Origin of the sequence: Peribacillus deserti (genome assembly GCF_016909175.1) — a bacterium.
In the GTDB taxonomy this organism is placed as follows: domain Bacteria; phylum Bacillota; class Bacilli; order Bacillales; family DSM-1321; genus Paraperibacillus; species Paraperibacillus deserti.
Map to the genome: position 1 here is coordinate 156,368 of NZ_JAFBFI010000008.1, position 20,681 is coordinate 177,048.

Sequence of the window (20,681 nt, forward strand, 5' to 3'; positions counted from 1 at the left end):
TTCGCTTTTATTTGGCAGCATGCAGCCGTCATCCCCTTTCAATTCTGAACTACCACAGGAATTTTTCGTTTATTTGTCAGAAAAATGAAGGAAAACAATTTAGGTGATCGAAATATATGAAGAAGGAGGGGATTTTAGTGTTCAATCAATGGAAAAAAATCATAGATGAAGAGTTTTCGGGCAGGCAGGCATATCGGTACGCAGAAAGGATCGGGCAGTATCACCGTATTCAAGCATCACCGGGGTACCGGGCAGCGGCACATGAAATAATGAATCTCTTAAAAAGGGGTGGCGTCGAGGCAATGCTGGTTTCCTATCCGGCCCGGTATGGAGATAAGCTTTTATCTCATCATTCATTTAAGGAATGGCATTGCCGTTCTGCAGAGTTATGGATTGAGACTCCGGAAAGAGAAAGAATTGCCCGTTTTGAAGAAGAGGAGATTTCTCTGGTACAGCGGAGTATATCTACTCCAAAAGAGGGTTTGACAGCAGAGTTGATAGTCATTGAAAACGCCCAGGATGAAGATAGTTATAAAGGTATTGATATGAAAGGGAAAATCGCCCTTGTACAGGGTGTTCCTTCACTGGTTCATGCGCTGGCAGTAGAGAAATATGGAGCTGCAGGATTAATCTTTGAAAATCTAAATGATTATCCTCCGCTTCGGACGAGAATGGACATGCCCGATACCCGGCAGTATACCTCCTACTGGTGGAATACAGATGAAGAACAGAAATCATTCGGATTTGTGGTGTCCCCAAGAATTGGAAGCAAGCTTAAAAATCTAGCTGGCCGGCAGACTATAAATCTAACAGCCTATGTTGATGCAGAGCTCTATGAGGGAAACTATGAGAATATTGAATATTTTATCCCGGGTAAGAGAAACGAAGAGATTTTGCTGGTAAGCCACTTATGCCACCCCTATCCCGGAGGGCAGGATAATGCGTCTGGTCCTGGAACACTTATGGAGGTTATGCGCACATTAACACGGTTGATTAATAATGGAAAACTGCCTGCTCCGGAGCTTGGAATCCGCTTCTTAATGATGCCGGAAATGTATGGAACTTGTGCTTATTTGAATCATCATCCGGAACGGATTCCGAACACCATTGCGGCATTGAACCTTGACATGGTAGGAGCCGACCAAACGAAGGGCGGAGGGCCGCTGTGTGTAGAACAGCCGCCTATGGCAACTCCGACGTTTGTCGACCGCTTTACTTACCAATTAGTAGACGGGCTTGCGAAAAATACGGGGAATTTTACGGGTACCTCCGCTTATAGTACGGTTCATCACTTGAGAACCCGGTTCTCAGGGGGCAGCGATCACTATGTTTTATCCGATTCTACAGTTGGAATTCCTTGCCCGATGCTGATTCAGTGGCCGGACCGGCATTATCATACCACTGCAGATAAAGTGGAAAATCTGGATTCAAACATGATGAAATTAGTGGGAATGACGGCAGCTCTCTATGCATACGGACTTGCAAAAGGATTGGAAGAGGACTGGATTTCTTATCTGTTTATTCATGCGGGAAAAACACAGCAGGAGCTATCCAGCGCAAAAGAGTGGATTTTCAAGCAGGAATTTACGGCTGAAGAAACCAATGAGGCACTTAACTTATTCAGCTCATATGAACAGCAGGCAATAGACCAGCTCGAGAAATATGCCGAAATTCGCGGATTTTCTAAGCTGCAGGAGCTTGCGCTATGGGCTAAAAGTGTGCTTAGAACCGGGACACAGACCCTCATGGAGATAGCTGGGCAGCAGTTGAAATTTCAACCTGGAAAATCAGAAAAGCAGGCAGAAATTAAACCATGGGAGAAGGCTGTATACTCTCGTGCCATTATGGGGCCGCTCCGAATCACAGACGAGATCATCAATCCCGAAGAAAAAATGACGTGGATAAAAGAATTTGAACTTAAGGTTCCGCTGGGGTATTCTGACTTTATTTTTAACTGGATGGATGGGACGCGTAATGCAGGAGAATTAGTTAAAATGACCAGATTGGAAACAGGTTTGTTTTATCCGGAATATGTTGAAAAATTATTAGAGCTGAGTCTGAAATTAAACTTAATTCATACAGTAAACATCCACACAGAACAGAGAATCGGAGAACTAAAATGAAAATTAGAGAACGCGGAATTGTGATCGGTATACTTGAACCCGGTCGTAAAAATTGTATCACAGATGTGCCGGGAGTTAAGGTAGGGCATGTAACTCTTGACGAGCCGCTAGAAGGAGAAGAGTATGCGGCTACAGGGGTAACGGCCATACTGCCTCACGATGGGAATGTTTTTAAACAAAAAGTACCAGCGGCAAGCTATGTGTTAAATGGTTTTGGAAAAACTACAGGGCTTGTCCAGGTAAATGAGCTGGGGCTGTTAGAAGCCCCGATCATGCTCACTAACACATTCGGTATCCCTGCAGTAACGGAAGGGGCCCTTCAGTTTATGCTGGAGCAAAATCCGGAAATTGGAGAAACCACCGGCACTATCAATATAGTAGCAGGTGAATGCAATGACAGCTATTTAAATTCGATCCGTCATTTTTCAGTGAAAAGGGAACATGCCTATGAAGCAATAAAGGTAGCAAGTCTCGAGCAGGCAAAAGAAGGTGCAGTTGGCGCAGGTAAAGGAATGATATGTTTTGGACACAAAGGCGGCATTGGCTCTGCTTCAAGGAAGGTGGAGGAATACACCCTGGGCTGTATGGTCCTGAGCAATTTTGGACGCAAGGAAGAGTTTCAATCAGACCGTTATAGGACCGATGTGAGTAAAGACGGCCTGCCTGAAACATCAGACGGTTCCATTATCATTGTATTAGCAACAGATGCTCCGCTCAGTGACCGACAGCTATTGAGGGCTGCCAAACGGACTGGAATCGGACTTGGCAGAACCGGAAGCCATTTCAGCAACGGGAGCGGAGATATTGTGATTGCATTTTCCACTGCTCAAACGAGTCCTCACTATTTTAATGAAAAACAGGAAACCCGAATACAGCTTAGGGATGATCATGCTATAATGAATATGATTTTTACTGCTGCTTCTGAAGCAGCTGAAGAAGCTATTCTTAATTCACTCTCACAGGCAGACACGACCCGGGGCAGAAAAGGCAGAGTGGTTTCGAGTTATCCTTTTTAAAAGAATTTCTGGGAGTCCTGCTTAGCCTTTGTTTAACGAAAGCCAAGTTAAGTTGATTCCTTGTAATGGTGAAGGGAGATGAATATGGAAACTAACAAACGATTTAGAGAAGAACTGTTAAACAGTGTCGGTACACTGACGGATGAGCAGATTAATCTGCAGATTGAAGAAGGAAGATGGACGATTGCTCAGATATTGGAACATTTGTACCTGATGGAAACCTCTATAACAAAAGCGATTGTGGAGGTACTGGGCAGCGGGGAATCTCAGCCTGCTGAGGACAAACCTATTCATTTAGCGGTGAATAGGGCGCATAGAGTTGAAGCACCAATATTTGTAACCCCTTCTGATGATTATAAGACTCTTCATGAATTGACGGAAAAATTAACTTCTTCGCGCCAGCTTCTGATAAGCATCGTAAACACTGCGGAGGAAGATCAGCTTAAGCAAAAATCTTATCCTCATCCAGTATTTGGTCGTTTAAGCTTATTTCAATGGATTCCATTTGTAGGTTACCACGAAAAACGCCACCTAGAACAAATCGAAGAATTAAAAGCAAAGCTGATTAATTAACAAAAAAACCTTACGCCGTAAGATTTTTTTCTATTCCTTTGTTAAGTGGGTGAGTGCAAAATCTTCGACAATGGTTTTGAAGTGGCTTTTTAATTTTTCAAACTGTTTATGTCTATGCCCGTTAGCACCTGACGGGTGTGGAAAATCTAATAGGCAAGGATTGCGAGGAATGCGGCCCTGGTCCATTAATGTACGAATCACCTCTGATACACTTTTTCCAAGTGGAATAAGCAGATACGGTTTTTCCAGCTGAATGATTTCCTGTGGGAAAATCTCATAAGCATATTTCTTTAACAGGGATGAATGATCAATTTTGGGAGCATGGCCCGTATAATTTTTGCCGTCTGAAAATACCGGATATTTGATGACCGAAGTGGTGTGCAGCAAATTACTTCGGTCACCAAAAAGCTGCCGGGATGTTTGTAAGCCCAGCGCTTCAGGGAGGCCGCATGAGTCAAGCATCTTGATTAAATGATTGCGCATTGTTCCTGCAAAACGTGCGGCTTTTTTTACATCACAGGCAATCTGTTCTAAGCTTGCACCTTGCTGAATACTCCTTTTTGCCTGTTCAAAAGCCATTTTCATCTGGTTCCAGCCAGGTGTAATACCTGCAATAACAATCCTTGTCTGCACATTTATATATTCATTGTGCGGAGCATAATACATTTCTAAGCCGCCGCTTTTTTCCATTATTAACTCAGGGATGAGTAAATCTTTTTTTTCAAGCTCTTGGGCTGGAAGGCTTTCAATCAAATGTATATAAGGCCGTAGTGTTTCAGAATGGACTGACAAAGATATCACCGCCAATTTATTAGATTCGTATAAATTTTCAAAATACTATTGACACTTTTGCTTTATGGCATTAAAGTAAGTTTATCAGTTTTTTACAGCAATTACATAATTGACGTTCTCTTATCAAGAGTGGCAGAGGGACTGGCCCGATGACGCCCAGCAACCGTTCCGTATGGAATTGGTGCTAAATCCTGCAAAACAAACTTGTTTGTTTTGAGAGATGAGAGAGGAAGAATCCTGCTAGTCTGCGATGACACCTCTCTTGCGAAAGAGAGGTTTTTATTTTGTGCAAAATTTTGTTTTCACAAATTTCAACCTCTCCAATAGAAATTATGATAAAAGGGGAGTTTTATTTATGAAGAAAAACATATTAAAAAAAGCTGCTGTGTCAGCACTGGCTTTATCACTGCTATTAACAGGCTGCTCGTCAAGCAAAGAGTCATCACAGACTTCAAAAGCAAATGATAAGGTTTCTCTCGATGGAGTTCCGGAAAGATTTAAAAAGACAAATGATCCTGTAAAGATTAAGGTAATCCGTAAAATTGGCGGAGACGATCATACAGCCCAGTTCCTTGCTGGAGCTAAGGCAGAAGGAGAGTCTTTAGGCTTTAAAGTTGACGTCTTTACAGCAAATGGTGATACAGCTAAATTCCATGATGCCATTTCACAAGCACTGGAAGATGATTATGATGGATTTATCATTTCCCACGGCGATGATGCCGCCACAGTTAATGATATTAAAAAAATTAGAGAGCAGGGCAAAAACGTCGTAACATTCGATTCAAATGCCGAGCTTGCAAAGGTAGACGGAGTAACTCTGACATCTCAGGATGATGAAAAATTGGCAAAGCTTGCTTTAGATCAGCTGGTTAAAGACCATAATGGCAAGGCTAACATTGTTTATCTTTGGGTCGACGGCTTCCCTCCAATGGTAAGAAGAAATGCTGTGTACAAAGAAACACTTGCAGCAAACCCAGGAATAAAAGAAGCAGCCCGCTTTGGAGTAGCTGCTGCTGATACTTCAGTACAAACTCAGAATGCCGTATCAGCAATGCTGAACAAATATCCAAAGGGTAAGATAGACGCGATTTTCGCTACATGGGATGCCTTTGCGATTGGAGCGGCGCGTGCCATTAAAGAAGCAGGGAGAAACGAAGTGAGAATTTATGGAATCGATGTCTCAAATGCTGACCTGCAGACCATTCAAGAAAAAGGAAGCTCATGGCAGTACACAGCTGCGGTTGATCCAAAATTAATCGGTGCCGTTGATATGAGAATTTTAGCTAAAAAGATTGCTGGTGAAGAAACACCGCAAACCTATAATTTGGAAGCTTCTCTTATTTCTCAAAAAGATCTTCAGGGTACGGAAAATGCCGTTAATATGACCAGTCTTTCAGGAATTGTGGATGGATGGGGAAAATCGGATGCATTTGAGGAAGACTGGATGACAACTTTGAAAAAGGCTTACAAATAATGATTGCGCATGCACTCTCTTTTGACCGCTGAAGGAGAGTGTATACTTTTGTATTTTAGCAGAGAGGAGAAGTGGAAAAATGCTGACAGAGATGAAAGATATATCTATAGAATTTCCTGGTGTGAAGGCCCTTGATCACGTCAGCTTTTCTGCTGCTACAGGCAGTGTCCACGCCCTGATCGGTGCTAATGGAGCCGGCAAATCCACTTTAATGAAGGTGCTTTCTGGTGCTTACGGACACTATACCGGTGAGATCATAATGGATGAACGCAAAGTTTCTATTCGATCACCGAAAGATGCGAATGAGCTTGGTATCCAAATTGTCTATCAAGAGGTAGACACAGCCCTCATTCCGTATTTAACGGTTGGGGAGAATATATTGCTGAAGCATGACCGGACATTTATCAATTGGAAAGAGCTTCACAGAGCCTCTGATCAAATCTTGAAAAGGATGAATATGCGTATTTCATCTAAAAAGCTCGTTAAGGATCTGTCACTTGCTGAAAAACAAATGGTGCTCATCGCCAGGGCAGTGTCCACAGAATGCAGATTCTTGATACTTGATGAGCCGACTGCTCCCCTCAGCCATACAGAAACCCAGGAATTATTTAGGATTGTGAACGACTTAAAGGCACAGGATGTAGGGGTGATTTTCATCTCACACAGACTTCCTGAAATTTTTGAGTTGTGTGATGAAATTACCATCATGAGAAATGGAAGGCTAGTATCCAGGGATTCTTTATCTAAGATCAGCCAAAATGAGGTTATTGAGCGGATGCTTGGCGAGAAGCTTGAAGAGCAATTTCCCAAGTTGAATCTGGTAATTGGAGATACTCTGCTTGAGGTAAAGGGCCTTACAGACTCAGAGAAAATTCATGATATAAACCTGACTGCCAAAGCAGGCGAAATTATAGGTATTGCGGGGCTTGTAGGAGCTGGCAAAACAGAGCTGTGCAAAACTCTATTTAGCTCTGGGAAGATAAAGAACGGTGAGGTATTGCTGCATGGGAAAAAGCTGCGTTTAAGAACGCCGCATGAAGCAGTTAAACAGGGAATTGCCCTCGTTCCTGAAGAACGCAGAAGAGAAGGGATTCTTGTAGAAGAATCGGTTTCTGTTAATCTCTCTGCCGCGAGTCTTGGACAGTTCACTAAGGCGCTCGGATTTCTGAACGGTAAAGCGGAAAAAGAAAAAGCTTGGAAAATAGTCCAAAGCCTTGGCATTAAAACACCAGCACTTGAAACGAAAACCAAACATCTATCAGGGGGCAACCAGCAGAAAATTGCAATCGGCAAATGGCTCCTGACAGATGCAGAGGTCTATATTTTTGATGAGCCGACAAAAGGTGTAGATGTCGGTGCAAAAAAAGATATATATGAATTAATTTCTGAACTCGCAAAACGAGGGAAAGCTGTGATTTATGCATCTTCGGAATTGTCGGAAATAATAGGAATTACCAATCGTTTGTATGTATTATACGACGGTCAAGTTGTAAAAGAGCTTCAAACCAGCCAAACCACTGAAGAAGACATATTATTTTATTCGACTGGAGGGAAATAAGTGGAACTTTCAAAAACGGCTCCAACACAACAAAGAAAATTTGACCTCTTTGATTTTTTATATAAATACGGAACCATACTCACTATTTTCATCCTTTTAGCCGTTTTTGCTACTGCCAATCCGGCCTTCATTCAAGGTAATAATGTGATTAATATTCTTCGTTCCATTTCGATCGTTACAATCATTGCAATCGGTATTACGATTTCTCTTTCTGTTAATGGATTTGACCTCTCAGTCGGCTCTGTTGCATCCTTATCTAATGCTATTGTTATATCCATGTTTGTCTGGTTTTCACAAAACACTCTTGTTGCCATTATATCCGCACTTGCGGCATCCATCATAGTTGGACTATTAAACTCCTTCATGATTGTAAAAATGAAAATCCCAGATATGCTCATGACGCTTGCGACGATGTTCATCATCCAGGGAATCGCCCTTACCTACACAAAGGGAGCAACCATCTCGCAAAATATGGTTATGCCGGATGGGACATTTTCTGCGGGAGTGATCAGCACAGTCTTCACCAAGATCGGCCAGGTGCCATGGATAATCGTTATCATGGTTATTGCAGTAGTACTAGTGCACATCTTTCTTACGTATACCAAACACGGTCGCTACATGTATGTGATTGGCGGTAATATGGAAGCTGCTAAACTCTCAGGAATCCCGGTCAACAAATACAAAGTTCTGGCCTACGTACTATCCGCAATGTTCGCATCAATCGGCGGAATCGTGCTTGCATCCCGCGTAATGACTGCCGAAATAAATGCCGGAGCCCCATACCTCATGGACTCCGTAGCAGCCGCCTTCATTGGATTTTCTGTTCTCGGAGCCGGTAAGCCAAATGCTATCGGCACATTTGTGGGAGCTGTATTAATTGGAATACTTCAAAATGGTCTAGTTATGATGAGTGTTCCCTATTATTCTATGGATATCGTAAAAGGAGGGGTTCTGGCGTTTGCGCTGGGGTTGACTTATTATAAGCAGAAGCACTGATCGAAAACATGCTGGGTGGACTGGCGTGTTTTTTTCTATTTATATGGGTGAGTAGTACACCCTTGCTTTTTTCGTGCCGGTGTAAAGCAGATTTAAAGAAGAGAGGATATCCAGTCCAGTACTTCTTGAAGATAAATTCAAAAAACGACAGAGCTGGCTGTTGGTTATGGTTGATTGTATGAGGAGGAAATAGTCCATTACCGCTTCCTGATAGCAGCCTTTAAAATCCTGAGAACAACTGGGGCAGTTCCATTTAGCTTTTTTTCGATTTAAAGGCAAATGAGAGCAGGAGGGACACTGTACTCCTGTTAGAATTTCTGTTTTTTGAATTTTGTACAGTGAGAGGACGTCAATTGTTTGAAGCTGGCTGCGGTTAATTAAATGGGTATTAAGCTGATTTAATGTACCGTTGGCAATTAGGTCTGTTTTGTAGCTTTCTTCTAAGGTTGAGATTCGGTCGACAAGGCTTGAACCATGGCATACCCTTCTTAATAATTTTGGATGATTATTTTGAAATTTTAATATTGTTGAGGCATTACTTACAACAATTAAATATTCAATAGGGAGATTTGGACTAATAAGACCAGCCATAAAAGAGTGTAAACTCGAACGTAAACGTCTGGCCTGAGTGATTGGATCGCGAAAACCCTCTTCATTTTGGTTGATACTTCTAATTAATTGATTTGTGGACTTTTCAAAATATAAAGTTCCTGCAATATTTTTTATTTCCAGGATAAGTATAAATTTTGGGGAAAGAAGGAGAGTGTCTATTTGAAAGAAGTACTTTCCGAAAGGGAGCCGTAAGTCATGCAATATTAAATATTTTTCTTCTGGCAGGTGGTCTAGGTAATAGTCTACAGCCTGCTCACCCTTGTATCCTGCCGTCCATTTTGCTAGATCGCTTCTAATATCAGGGCGTTTTGGATGGTTGGAGGGGAGCCTTCTCAGTAACGCTTCTAATTTCCTAATCATTAAGGGCACTTGTCTTTGCTTTGTAATCAATTTATCACTCCTTTTATTGTTCTGTTTATAAAGTTCCTTCTATTATTCAGTAATTCCTTTTTTTATTTTAATGAAAAATTCGTTTTGCAGAATTTTTGAGATTTTTGCAGGATTATAGAAATTTTTGCAGGATTTTTAGGATATTTGCAGGATAACAAAATTTTTTGCAGGATTTCCAAACTTTTTGCAGGATGCCTGAAATCTCAGCAAAAAAACCCCCGCCCAACCCAGGCGGGGTTCACTCAACTATAGGTTACTCATCCTCACCGCTGTCCCGTACACTTTGCTGCGGCAGGGTATCCCAGAAGCTTGTATCTGCTGTTTCTATTGAGCCGTCAGCGATTGAGCGGACGGTTGATTCAAGTGTGGTGATGGTTTGTTTGATGAGATATCCGTTGCTTTTTTGACCAAGCACATAGTCATCTCGTTCATGATCGGACATACCGCGCATTTCAAAGAGAAGGGTGGAGATGCCATATTGGACTGCGGCTCCATTGCGGCCGATGCGTTCTTCGGATCCGCCGACGTATTTGCCCAGGTGACCCCAGCCTGTCCGGTCAACGTTCTGGTAAACAACCGCTCCGAGCTTTTTAGAGCGTTCAAGTACGTCTGGCTTCACGTTAGGGCTAGTCGGATAAAGGATGGATCCTGATACATATTTGCCGTTAACTTCTTGCTCGGCACCCTGATGATGAAGGTCAATCATATAATCGATGTTATATTTTTTAAAGACATTATTATGAAGGGCCTGCGTTTCTGGCTGGGCTTTGTCTACATGATCACGGTTCAGGTCTACTCCTACCGCATTATATCGAGTTAGATGGCGTCCGCCGTCTGCTGCATAGTGATCAAGAGGGAAGTTCACATCACCCATGGCGCCATCTGCATTCAGCATTGGGATTACAAGGATATTTACTTTATCCAGAACACCTTGTAATTTCCCCGTTCCAAGATGTTTAATAAATTCCAGCGCCCCTTCAGTAGTAAGCTGTTCATTCCCGTGCTGCTGAGTCAAGAATAAAATAGTTGGGTTGGCAGGGTTAGTTATAAATTTGGCTAGATGGATATCTCTGCCCTTAACTGTTTTACCGATAACTTCAAGCTCCATAGCCTTCTGTTTAGCATCCTGTGTTTTTAATTCATCTACTAGTTCAGTGTAAGTATGTAATATAGAGGTGTTAACCGTTTCGTTTCCTCCGTACCCTGGACCGTTCCCAACCGCCAAGGCCGGCTGTGCCATCACGTTTACTGCACCAAGTGCCATTATTCCAGTCAACGTAATCGATAACATTTTCTTCTTCATCGTATTCCCCCATTGTTTTAAGAATAGTTTGACAACTCACTCTTTATAGTAAAAGAATTGTCAGGTTCTGTTAATAGAGACAACATCCTATTTATTTTGGAAAGGGATGTACAACTATTTAGCTAAAAATTTAAATTAAGAAAACTTAAACTCCTGTAAATTACACATTTTTTTCTGATTTTGGAATGCCGGGCAATCCTCAGCCAAAATGGGGAGTTAGAAAATTTGGCCATTTTCTCTAATTTTTTAATTAAGTGAGAGCACGAGCTTCATACTTAAGAGGATTTATTACCAACACTGCCCTTCAAAACAAGTTATAAAGCCAATCAAACGGGTTTACTTATTATCAATGTCAAGTAAAAAATGTGTATAAAATAAGAAAAATATTTGACAATAATGTGAACGCTGTGGAATAATATATAAAAAAGGAGGATGTTGGAAATGAACTTGAATAACAATTTCCTAAAAGCTGTTACTTATGTTGCTGCCCCTATCCTTATGATCGGTATTGCTATTTTCTTAAAAGGTTTTTTTGAAAACGGTTCCAGTGTTTGGACACCTATTGGTATTGGAGCAATCATCGGAGCGATTTTTATCTTCATAATGGGTATGTTCATGGTTGCGACGGAAGAGGTATTGGAAAAGTCATATAAAGGGAAAAAACTTATCATGATAAAGAACAAAAAAGGAGCGCCATTGTAGGCACTCCTTTTTTATGTGTTTAAATATATCCCCAGATCATACATAGCAGTGTACCAAATATGGTAACTAATGCTACAAATAGACCATAGTAAATGTTAGTGTAAATAGCTCCTCTATCCTCTGTTTCCCCAGCGTGCATAAATACCACCAGCTGAAGGCCTGCCTGTATGAAGGCAGTTATTAGAAGGACTGTCATGCCGGCTGTAAAGGACATGTCAAGGTAGTATACGAGCAGTGCAACGATAGTCAGGACCAGTGAAAAGACAAAGCCCATAACTTGTTTGGCTGGAAATAGTTCTTTCATGGTTTACATCATTCCTTTCAGGTAGATGAAGCTGAAAATGAAGATCCAAACTACATCAAGGAAATGCCAGTAAAGAGAGAAGATGAATGATTTGTTGGCTGTCTCTGGTGTCAGCCCGCGTTTTTTAACCTGCAGGATGATAAATAAACCCCAGAACAAGCCAAGCGTAACGTGCGCTCCATGCGTTCCTAATGTAGTAAACAGGATCGATGTAAATGCGCTTGTTTGAATAGTTGCTCCCTCATGAACATACATAATAAAGTCATATATTTCAACGCTTAGGAATCCTAATCCAAGTAGAAGGGTGATTCCAAAGAATGTCATCATTGCTTTCCGTCTGCCAAGACGCATGGCATGGATTCCTAGTCCGATGGTAAAACTACTTGCTAATAACAGGAATGTTTCAATCAGGACCGGACCGATTTCGAATAAATGCATGCCATTCGGACCGCCGGCTGTACGGTCAACCAATGTGAAATAAGAAGCGAAAAGTGTACCGAACAGCATGATTTCAGCGCCAAGGAAGATCCAGAAGCCTAGGATTTTTAAGCGATTTTCCTCAGTACTATATTCTAGTGGAAGCGAGTTATCTATTTTCATTAGTTAGCACCTCGCAATTTTGTTTCAGTCTCTTCTATTTCTTCTACGGAAATGTAGTGGCCGTGATCATTTTCAAATGAACGAAGGGCCATACAGATGAATATACCGATAGTTGTAAGAATTAAAGGCACCCAGATGCCGAATACGAATGAGAAGCCCCAGGCGAAGAAGATACAGCCCATGATAAACGGCATTCCGCTATTGTTTGGCATATGGATTTTTTCGTATTTGCCTTTGAATAAAACATGGCCTTTCTTTTTAGCATCCCAGAACGTTTCAATAGAATCGATTTGTGGGACCTGGGCAAAGTTATATTCCGGTACTGGAGTATGAGTTGCCCACTCAAGAGTACGTGCATCCCATGGGTCTGAACTGATGTTTCTTGAAGCATAACGAACACTGTAGTAAACGTTATATACGAGTACTGCAAAGCCGACTGCCATAATAGCGGCTCCTATGAAGGAAACCATATTCCAAGGTCCAAATCCAGTTGATTCAGAATAAGTGTACATCCGGCGTGCCTGACCATCTAGACCAGTAATATACATTGGCATAAATGCTAATAGGAAACCGATTGAAAGCAGCCATGCTGTCCATTTACCAAGTTTCTCATTAAGCATGAAACCGAACATTTTTGGCCAGTAGTATGTTAGGCCGGCTAACATAGCAAATACTACACCCGGAATAATTACGTTATGGAAGTGAGCCACTAAGAACATTGTATTGTGATACTGATAGTCAGCTGCTGACATCGCAAGCATAACCCCTGTAACACCGCCGATTGTAAACAGCGGAATGAAAAGCATGGAATACAGCATTGGAGTAGTCATTTCAATTTTCCCTTTATAAAGGGTGAACAGCCAGTTAAAGATCTTAACCCCTGTCGGAACGGCAATAGCCATTGTCGTAATGGAGAAGATACTGTTAGTTAAAGCTCCCTGACCCATTGTAAAGAAATGGTGCGCCCATACTAAGAATGAGTAGGCAGCGATAACAACCATGGAATACACCATTGATTTATATCCGTAAAGATTACGTCGGGCAAAGGTTGAAATAATTTCACTATATATACCGAATGAAGGCAGGATCAAGATATAAACTTCAGGATGTCCCCAAACCCAGAATAAGTTGGCCCAAAGCATGTCCATACCGCCATTATCTGTTGTAAAGAAGTGTGTTCCGAATAAACGGTCCATTGTCCCCATCGCAAGAGCAACTGTTAAAACAGGAAAAGCGAATACGATGATAAGGTTTGCAACAAGGGAAGACCAAGTGAACATTGGCATTTTCATCAAGGTCATGCCAGGTGCTCTCATTTTAAGGATCGTAGTCATAAAGTTAATACCAGTCAATAATGTACCGATACCAGCAATCTGGATGGCAATCATGTAATAGTTAGTTCCCACAGATTCACTGAATTCATTGCCTGCAAGCGGGAAGTATGAAGTCCAGCCGGCATCAGGAGAACCACCGATTACGAACGAGATATTAAATAGCATGGCTCCCATGAAGAACAGCCAAAAGCTTAATGCGTTCAAACGAGGGAACGCTACATCCCGTGCTCCAATCTGCAATGGAACAACAAAATTCATTAAAGCCATGATGAATGGCATAGCCATAAAGAGGATCATGACAACCCCGTGTGTCGAGAATATTTCATTATAGTGCTGTGCATCTAATAGCTTCGCTTCCGGAGTGGCAAGCTGGGCACGAAGCATAATTGCATCGACACCGCCGCGGAAAAGCATTAATAATGCAGAAATTAAATACATGATACCGATACGTTTATGGTCAACTGTTGTTAACCATTCACGCCATAGATAACCCCATTTTTTAAAATAACTTAATCCTGCAATTATCGCGAGTACAGTCAGCCCGATGGCAACCATCGATGCATAAATCACAGGACTGGGATGAGGTATGGCAAATCGATCAAAGAAATCCATGATTTGTGGCTCCTTTCAGGATATATATTACGTCGTTCACTTAAGCCAGTTTAGAAGTTGAAAAAATTAATGGTTATGTTCTGAATGCTCTTTAACTTCCTTAGAGTGTTCTTTTGTATCCTTTGAACCATGATCATGTCCACCGTTTTCACTAGATGGCGGCGGGCTGAATTCTAAATGAGTTCCAGTATAAGTTGATCTGCCAAGGTGGCCTGGTTCTAATAGTTCATCAAATTTATTCTCAGTAAGAGGTTTAGCCGTTTCTTTAACTTCTTTAACCCAATCGTCAAATTCAGACTGAGGCATTGCCTTTACATCAAAAGTGTTTTCTGTAAACCCTTTACCGCTGAAGTTTGCATTCCGGCCCATGTATTCTCCAGGAACGTCAGCTGCTAAGTGTAAAGTAGTCACCATATCACTCATTGCGTATTTCTGTCCGCCCAGCTGTGGAATCCAGAAGCTGGTGATAGGACCATATGAATAAAGTTTGAATTCAAGCGCACGGTCAGTAGGGATGTATAAGTAATTAACTGTCTCTATTCCTTCTTCTGGATAGCTGAAGTGCCATTTCCAGTCAGAGGAGGAAGCATAGATAACTAATGGTTTTTTATCTTCGTATCCTTTTGGTCGAGCCTCAACTTCGTAGTTACTTTGAACTGAAACATAGGAAAGGAAAGCGACAATGATAATAGGAATCCCAATACAAAGCGCTTCAACAAGCACGCTTCCTTTAATATAAGGAGGTTCATAGTCTATGCTTTGTTTAGAAGCACGGTATTTTACTAACATGTATACTAATAAAGCAAAAACAACAAGAACGATGAATAGCATAATCCAAATGGATAACATAATGTCATCTGCTTGTGTCTGAGCCATAGGACCTTTAGGATCAAGGACCAGTAAGGGTTCACAACCTGAAAGCACTGTTATTACAGAAAAAACTAAAGCTAGAATTGCCCATTTAATTCTCATAAAATACCCCTTTCTTCCTTTAAATAAAGGTAAGATGTTAGTGATTTTGTTAAGTTTTTCACAAAGTTCATTTGAACCTTAGCGTTTCTTAGGGAAAATGTCGTTAAGTTCCAAATGATTAGTGAATGGCAGCAGAAACATGCTAGGTTATATGTGAGCATGCGACATCGCCCATTTTTATGTTGAATGGACGAAAGCACAAATTACCAAATTAATGCAATAGCGGAATAGTGTTAATTTGTTCACATACTCCCTATACATATATTAGTAATTTATTAGGGAAATAACAACTCAAAAAAAGTGACAATTTGGTGAAGGTTCTTGGTTTTACAGGGATTAAAAGGATAACGTGTGACAGATCTGTGAACCGCGGTGACAATTGTGTGAACAGCTTCAATTTTCGTGAGATAGTTGTAAAGTCTTTCTTGATTGTTATTCTAAAATAACAAAATGCTTCAAATGTAATTGGTTGCTAATTACAGAGGCTGGGAGTATTATGGAAAGTTTGGAATGAAGTAATTTACTTCAGGATGAATACCCTTTTAAAGCAAGAATAAAACATAAAGAGAAAATGCAGCCACTAAAGCTGAAAGTGGAGGATTTTGAGTAATTCTTCTTCTCTATAGGTCTTATAGCTACTATAATAAAGATAAGAATTAATTAGTGATCCATGTTCAGCGCAAGGGGTCTAACAGGAGGTTTCATTTTATGGAACGAAATATCAATAAAGAAATTATGTCCTGGATAAAATCAATATTATTGGCTGCTGCAATAGCATTTGTCTGCCGTCAGTTTCTATTTTCGCCTGTCACTGTTTATGGTGAATCGATGTCTCCAACCTTTAAGGATAAAAATAGAATCATAGTGACTAAAGTAAGTAAAATCCAGCATTTTGACAATGTAGTCTTTCTTGCTCCAGATGCAGAGGAACACTATATTAAACGGGTTATAGGCCTGCCTGGTGATACTGTTCAGGTAAAAGATGATATTTTATATATAAATGGAAGAAAATATGAGGAGCCTTACTTGAAAGAGAATAAGGAAAACGTTCCTCCTGACCTGAAATTGACTGGTAATTTCACACTTGAAGAAGTTACGGGGAAAGCGAAAGTTCCAGCAGGCTGCTTATTTGTAATGGGTGACAATCGCTTAAATAGTTCGGATAGCAGAAGATTTGGTTTTATTGAGAAGAATTCCGTCATAGGGGAAGTAGTATTTCGATTTCTTCCCATAGATGTATTGGGTAAACCTGAATAAATTGGAAAAGACGCCCGATTCGGACGTCTTTTTTCTATGCTTTTTTAACCTCAACGCGTCCTGAGAAAAATACGGCCCCGCCGCCCATATCTGAAATCCTGTCTGGTGTAAGCGAGTTTACAAGCTGTTTTGTTCCTGGAAAATCAGCCCACAAGCCTAAGGAAATGACGGCACCTGGTAAAACATCCTGGCCTACGGAAGCTTGAAGGCTGCATTCACCACGGTCATTCCATAATATTACCTGGTCACCATTTGCAATTCCCCGCAGTATGGCATCTTCCTCATGAATAAATAATTGCGGAGCTTTTTCCATGTTTCTATGCTTTTCATTATTTGAAAAAGTAGAGTTCAGAAAGTTATGATTTGGTGCCGGAACAAAAAGAAGTGGGAAGCTTTCCTCAGGAATTGGCATGTATGTTGGCAGCGGAGGATAGCCGTCACGCTCCATTTCTTGCGAATACAGCTCAATTTTACCGCTCGGTGTTGGCAATGTTTCTGGAAATAGGGTGTTCCTGTCTGCTTTCATATATTGCTCCTCGGCAAGAGCCTCAAAAGTTATGCTGTTCAGATAAGGGTTCTCAGGATGATCCAGGGCCTGGCGGATCATTTCTTCCTCGGTATCCTGAAAACAGCTGTCATTAAAGTCCATCCCTTGTGCCAGCATGCGGAAAACCTCAACATTTGATTTTGATTCACCCCATGGTTTAATCACTGGCTGCTGCAGCTGTATATAGTGATGCCAGTAAGAAGTATAAAAATCCGTATTTTCAAAAGATGAAGAAGCAGGTAATACAATATCAGCAAATTCCGCTGTTTCTGTTAAAAATAAATCATGAACCACTGTAAATAAATCTTCGCGCAAAAGACCTTCTCGAACCCTGTTACCTTCTGGAGCTACAACTGCAGGATTGCACCCATAGATATATAGGGAACGAATAGGGGGCTCTAGTTCGTGCAAGGCCTTCCCAATAAGGTTCATATTTATGGTCCTCGTGTTATGTGTAAGAAGGTCTGGTCTTTGTAGCGCATCCGAGTTATGTGCCAAAAATGCTGAATTTCCTTTTATAGCACCTCCGCCTCTTTTCAGCCATTGACCAGTTAAAGCAGGAAGGCAGGAAATGGTTCGGATGCACATTCCTCCATTGTCGTGATGCTGCGGGCCATTTCCGATCCGGATAAAAGAAGGGGAGATTTCCCCGTACATCCGTGCAAGCTTGTAAATATCACCGGCCGGTACTCCCGTAAGCATGGAAACATATGACGGATCATATTGAGCCACATGCTCTCTTAGCTCTTCGGATCCAACCGTATAAGTTTCGAGGAATTCTTTATTAGTTAAATTCTCTTTAAACAGGATATGCATAATGCCGAGTGCCAGGGCCGCATCGGTTCCCGGAAGGATGGGGATAAACCAGTCAGCCCACTTCGCGGTACGATTTCTATGTACATCGATCACTACAATTTTAGCCCCATTTTTCCGTGCCTTTTGAGCAAGTGCAATCTGATGCATGTTAGTGCTTACAGCATTCACTCCCCAGAAGATAAAAAGTTTTGCATGAACCGTTTCTTCAGGATCAGTGCCTATGCTTCCGCCCATTGTATAGCGATAGCCGGCGGAACCAGCCGAATTACAGATTGTCCTGTCCAGCCTGCTTGCGCCAAGTCTGTGAAAAAAGCGCCGGTCCATACCTTCTGCAGACAAATTCCCCATATTACCATAAAAACTATAAGGAAGAATGCTTTCGGGGCCATGAGAATCGATTAAATCCTTCCATCTATCAGTAATAGTATCGATTGCTTCCTTCCAGCTGATCCTCTTAAATTGTCCTGAACCTTTTTTGCCGATTCTTTTTAACGGATATTGCAGCCGCTGGCTGTCATAAAGCCGCTCAGGCATATGTCTAACCTTATTGCATATACTGCCCTTAGTAACAGGGTGGCTCGGATCACCCTCGACCCGCACAATTCTCCCACTCTTTTTATGAACAAGCAGCCCGCACTGATCCGGGCAATCCAGCGAACAAACAGAAGGAAACACTCCATCCTGCTCATCGATATAAGAAGCCATAACAAAACCTCCTGTCGTAGGGGACTGTCCCCATTTCCCGATTATTTCCCAAGTGTGATTATGGTTAATGTTAAATGACTATCAAATTTCCATCAAGCAGGAATTGCAGATGGATAAGGTGAAAGTCTATATAAAGTGCTAGTTTAGTTAGTTTGAGATTATCTTTTTATAAGGAGGCGGTATAATTGACCGTGAATTTAATACCTTGTTCTCGTGAAAATTGGCTGGAGGCCATCTCTCTAAACGTGCATAATGACCAGGCTGGTTTTGTCCCTTCCGCGGCAGTTTCTCTTGCCAAGGTTCATATTAAACCAGATGGAGACAATGTAACTTATCTGCCCTTTTGCATTTATCATGAGCATACAATGGTCGGGTTTATCATGCATGCTTTCGAAGAGGACACAGAAAATATGTTCTGGATTAACGGCTTCTTTATAGACGTGCGTTACCAGAAGAAAGGATATGGACAGTCGGCACTCTTTCAAATGATCAATTATATATGTTCCCATTTTCCAAAATGTAAGGAAATACGGCTTACCGTGCACAAAAATAACAGCACCGCCCGTATGCTGTATGAAAAAATCGGTTTTAAGGCGACAGGGGAAGTATGGGATTTTGAGGTTGTAATGGCGCTGCCAATTGTAAACGGCTTATCAAAATTGTTAAAGGGAGGTTATAAGTAAATATGGCCGATATGTTAAAGGAAAGAATAAATAGCTAAAGGTGAGTTTAAAAGCTAAAAGAGAAGCATATCAGCTTGACATAAGCATACATTCAATGTACATAATCGTAAAACTCTAAAAATTAAGCATAAATTACAAAAACCTAAGCATAAAACTTAAAAACCTAAGCATAAGTCCCATAATCTCAAGCACAAGGAATTCTAACGTTAAAGTTAAAGCCAGCCGATTGTGCAAAAGCCAGAGTTTTAATTCATAAATCTGAAATTAAAACATCAATTTCCACAAGAAAGGATGATCTTAAGCTGTCATTTAGCTAAAGATCTCCCCTTTTTTTGCTATAGGCTGCTCCTCGCGCAGATTACCTCATAAACGAGCTGGGCCCCCAGCTTGACTGTCCGTTCGCTTTCATCCAAGGCAGGGTTGACTTCGGCTATATCAAAACTCTTAATTTTCGGATGGGCTGCCAAACCGCGAAGGATGGTTCTTACAAGTTTTGGATGCAGGCCAAAGGGAGAAGGTGCACTCACTCCGGGCGCCGAACTCGCCTCTAAAACATCGCTGCACAAGGTTAACATGGAAAAATGGTTCTTGTTTACAAACTCAGTCATCTTCTGCAGACACTGCTGAATAGAATCCGGATTGATCTCTTCCTCAAGTATGAATTCGCATCCGTATTCTGCAGCGGTTTCAAATAAAAAGGCTGTGTTTCCATTTCTCTGTATGCCTGCACAAAAGTAGCTGGCATTTTGCTTTTCATCAAGTATTTGCCGGAACATGGTGCCTGAAGAAGGCTGTTCATCATATGGTCTCATATCAAAATGTGCATCAATATTGACTATTCCCATTTTATGTCCGGCATCGGCATGGTATTTATACCCTAAATAATGGCCATAGGCCACCTCATGGCCGCCGCCGAGGATAATGGGGAATATATTTTGCTGCAGCATTCTGGCCGCAGCCTGTCCCAATTCCTCCTGGGCCGCTTCTAACCTGCCATTCTCGCAGACTATATTCCCAAAGTCGTAAATAGAAGCGCCTGCCGGCATAGGTAATGAAGCAAGGTTCTTCCTTAATGCATCAGGTGCCTCGAAACTTCCTGCACGCCCTTGATTCCTCTTAACGCCTTCATCGCATTTGAATCCTATAATTCCTACGCTATTTGTTCCCAGATCCTGAACTGGTTCAAAAACGCTTTTAATCTGTACCGCTTGATGAAAACGGAACATTTCCGGCCTGTCGGTGCTGTCGATTCGTCCTTTCCACATATGTGGATTAGTTGATTCATACATGATATCCTTCCTTTATATGAAAT

Annotated in this window: 18 protein-coding genes and 1 riboswitch; of the genes, 9 read left to right on the forward strand and 9 right to left on the reverse strand. The window is 41.5% G+C overall.

Annotated elements, in window-relative coordinates:
• The first annotated feature begins 137 nt into the window (after positions 1–137).
• From JOC77_RS10745 to JOC77_RS10755, 3 genes are all read left to right on the forward strand, one after another.
• The gene (locus JOC77_RS10745) at positions 138–2,123 is read left to right on the forward strand and encodes a DUF4910 domain-containing protein (RefSeq protein WP_204542977.1); all 1,986 of its coding nucleotides are present in this window, start codon (positions 138–140) and stop codon (positions 2,121–2,123) included.
• Positions 2,120–3,139 (forward strand): DmpA family aminopeptidase, encoded by a 1,020-nt coding sequence (locus JOC77_RS10750; RefSeq protein WP_204542979.1) that lies wholly within the window; start codon positions 2,120–2,122, stop codon positions 3,137–3,139. The genes JOC77_RS10745 and JOC77_RS10750 overlap by 4 nt, the downstream gene beginning before the upstream one ends.
• 84 nt (positions 3,140–3,223) lie before the next feature.
• Positions 3,224–3,712 carry a DinB family protein gene (locus JOC77_RS10755; RefSeq protein ID WP_204542981.1) on the forward strand — a complete coding sequence of 163 codons (489 nt, stop codon included), beginning with the start codon at positions 3,224–3,226 and terminating at the stop codon, positions 3,710–3,712.
• A 30-nt stretch (positions 3,713–3,742) separates the two neighbouring features.
• Here JOC77_RS10755 and JOC77_RS10760 read toward each other — a convergent pair whose 3' ends face one another.
• On the reverse strand, positions 3,743–4,504 hold the full coding sequence (locus tag JOC77_RS10760; RefSeq protein WP_204542983.1) for a hypothetical protein: 762 nt from the start codon (positions 4,502–4,504) through the stop codon (positions 3,743–3,745).
• A 117-nt stretch (positions 4,505–4,621) separates the two neighbouring features.
• A riboswitch (SAM riboswitch) is annotated at positions 4,622–4,731 on the forward strand.
• Between the two features lie 128 nt (positions 4,732–4,859).
• Between JOC77_RS10760 and JOC77_RS10765 the strand changes: the two genes are divergently transcribed.
• The 3 genes from JOC77_RS10765 (at position 4,860) to JOC77_RS10775 (ending at position 8,532) form a co-directional block, all read left to right on the forward strand.
• The gene (locus JOC77_RS10765) at positions 4,860–5,978 is read left to right on the forward strand and encodes a sugar ABC transporter substrate-binding protein (protein WP_204542985.1); all 1,119 of its coding nucleotides are present in this window, start codon (positions 4,860–4,862) and stop codon (positions 5,976–5,978) included.
• Between the two features lie 79 nt (positions 5,979–6,057).
• Positions 6,058–7,536, forward strand: coding sequence for a sugar ABC transporter ATP-binding protein (locus JOC77_RS10770; RefSeq protein WP_204542987.1), 1,479 nt, complete (start codon positions 6,058–6,060; stop codon positions 7,534–7,536).
• Complete coding sequence (locus JOC77_RS10775) at positions 7,537–8,532, forward strand: ABC transporter permease subunit (RefSeq protein WP_204542989.1); 996 nt, start codon at positions 7,537–7,539, stop codon at positions 8,530–8,532.
• 39 nt (positions 8,533–8,571) lie between these two features.
• On the opposite strand, the gene JOC77_RS10780 is transcribed toward JOC77_RS10775, so the two are convergent.
• The gene (locus JOC77_RS10780; RefSeq protein ID WP_204542991.1) at positions 8,572–9,534 is read right to left on the reverse strand and encodes a nuclease-related domain-containing protein; all 963 of its coding nucleotides are present in this window, start codon (positions 9,532–9,534) and stop codon (positions 8,572–8,574) included.
• Between the two features lie 253 nt (positions 9,535–9,787).
• Positions 9,788–10,837, reverse strand: coding sequence for a M14 family zinc carboxypeptidase (locus JOC77_RS10785; protein WP_204542993.1), 1,050 nt, complete (start codon positions 10,835–10,837; stop codon positions 9,788–9,790).
• A gap of 441 nt (positions 10,838–11,278) precedes the next feature.
• Here JOC77_RS10785 and JOC77_RS10790 point away from each other — a divergent pair, with 441 nt between their 5' ends.
• On the forward strand, positions 11,279–11,539 hold the full coding sequence (locus JOC77_RS10790) for a hypothetical protein (protein WP_204542995.1): 261 nt from the start codon (positions 11,279–11,281) through the stop codon (positions 11,537–11,539).
• Between the two features lie 19 nt (positions 11,540–11,558).
• Here the strand turns inward: JOC77_RS10790 and qoxD are convergent, their stop codons facing one another.
• The 4 genes from qoxD to qoxA all read right to left on the reverse strand — a co-directional run bounded on the left by qoxD (position 11,559) and on the right by qoxA (position 15,361).
• On the reverse strand, positions 11,559–11,843 hold the full coding sequence (qoxD, locus tag JOC77_RS10795) for a cytochrome aa3 quinol oxidase subunit IV (protein WP_204542997.1): 285 nt from the start codon (positions 11,841–11,843) through the stop codon (positions 11,559–11,561).
• Between the two features lie 3 nt (positions 11,844–11,846).
• Entirely contained in the window at positions 11,847–12,443 is a 597-nt protein-coding gene (gene qoxC, locus JOC77_RS10800; protein WP_204542999.1) for a cytochrome aa3 quinol oxidase subunit III, read from the reverse strand.
• Positions 12,443–14,389: a cytochrome aa3 quinol oxidase subunit I gene (gene qoxB / locus JOC77_RS10805; protein WP_204543001.1), complete on the reverse strand. Its 1,947-nt coding sequence runs from the start codon at positions 14,387–14,389 to the stop codon at positions 12,443–12,445. Before qoxB ends, qoxC begins: the two co-directional genes overlap by 1 nt.
• A 66-nt stretch (positions 14,390–14,455) precedes the next feature.
• Positions 14,456–15,361: a cytochrome aa3 quinol oxidase subunit II gene (gene qoxA, locus JOC77_RS10810; RefSeq protein WP_204543002.1), complete on the reverse strand. Its 906-nt coding sequence runs from the start codon at positions 15,359–15,361 to the stop codon at positions 14,456–14,458.
• Between the two features lie 708 nt (positions 15,362–16,069).
• On the opposite strand from qoxA, the gene lepB reads away from it, so the two are divergent.
• The gene (gene lepB, locus JOC77_RS10815) at positions 16,070–16,618 is read left to right on the forward strand and encodes a signal peptidase I (protein ID WP_204543004.1); all 549 of its coding nucleotides are present in this window, start codon (positions 16,070–16,072) and stop codon (positions 16,616–16,618) included.
• Between the two features lie 34 nt (positions 16,619–16,652).
• On the opposite strand, the gene JOC77_RS10820 is transcribed toward lepB, so the two are convergent.
• Positions 16,653–18,686 carry a molybdopterin oxidoreductase family protein gene (locus JOC77_RS10820; RefSeq protein ID WP_204543006.1) on the reverse strand — a complete coding sequence of 678 codons (2,034 nt, stop codon included), beginning with the start codon at positions 18,684–18,686 and terminating at the stop codon, positions 16,653–16,655.
• Positions 18,687–18,871: 185 nt separating this feature from the next.
• Between JOC77_RS10820 and JOC77_RS10825 the strand changes: the two genes are divergently transcribed.
• Positions 18,872–19,369, forward strand: coding sequence for a GNAT family N-acetyltransferase (locus JOC77_RS10825; protein WP_204543008.1), 498 nt, complete (start codon positions 18,872–18,874; stop codon positions 19,367–19,369).
• A 335-nt stretch (positions 19,370–19,704) separates the two neighbouring features.
• On the opposite strand, the gene hutG is transcribed toward JOC77_RS10825, so the two are convergent.
• A complete protein-coding gene (gene hutG / locus JOC77_RS10830) occupies positions 19,705–20,658 on the reverse strand; it encodes a formimidoylglutamase (RefSeq protein WP_204543010.1) in 954 nt (317 codons plus the stop codon).
• Between the last annotated feature and the right edge of the window lie 23 nt (positions 20,659–20,681).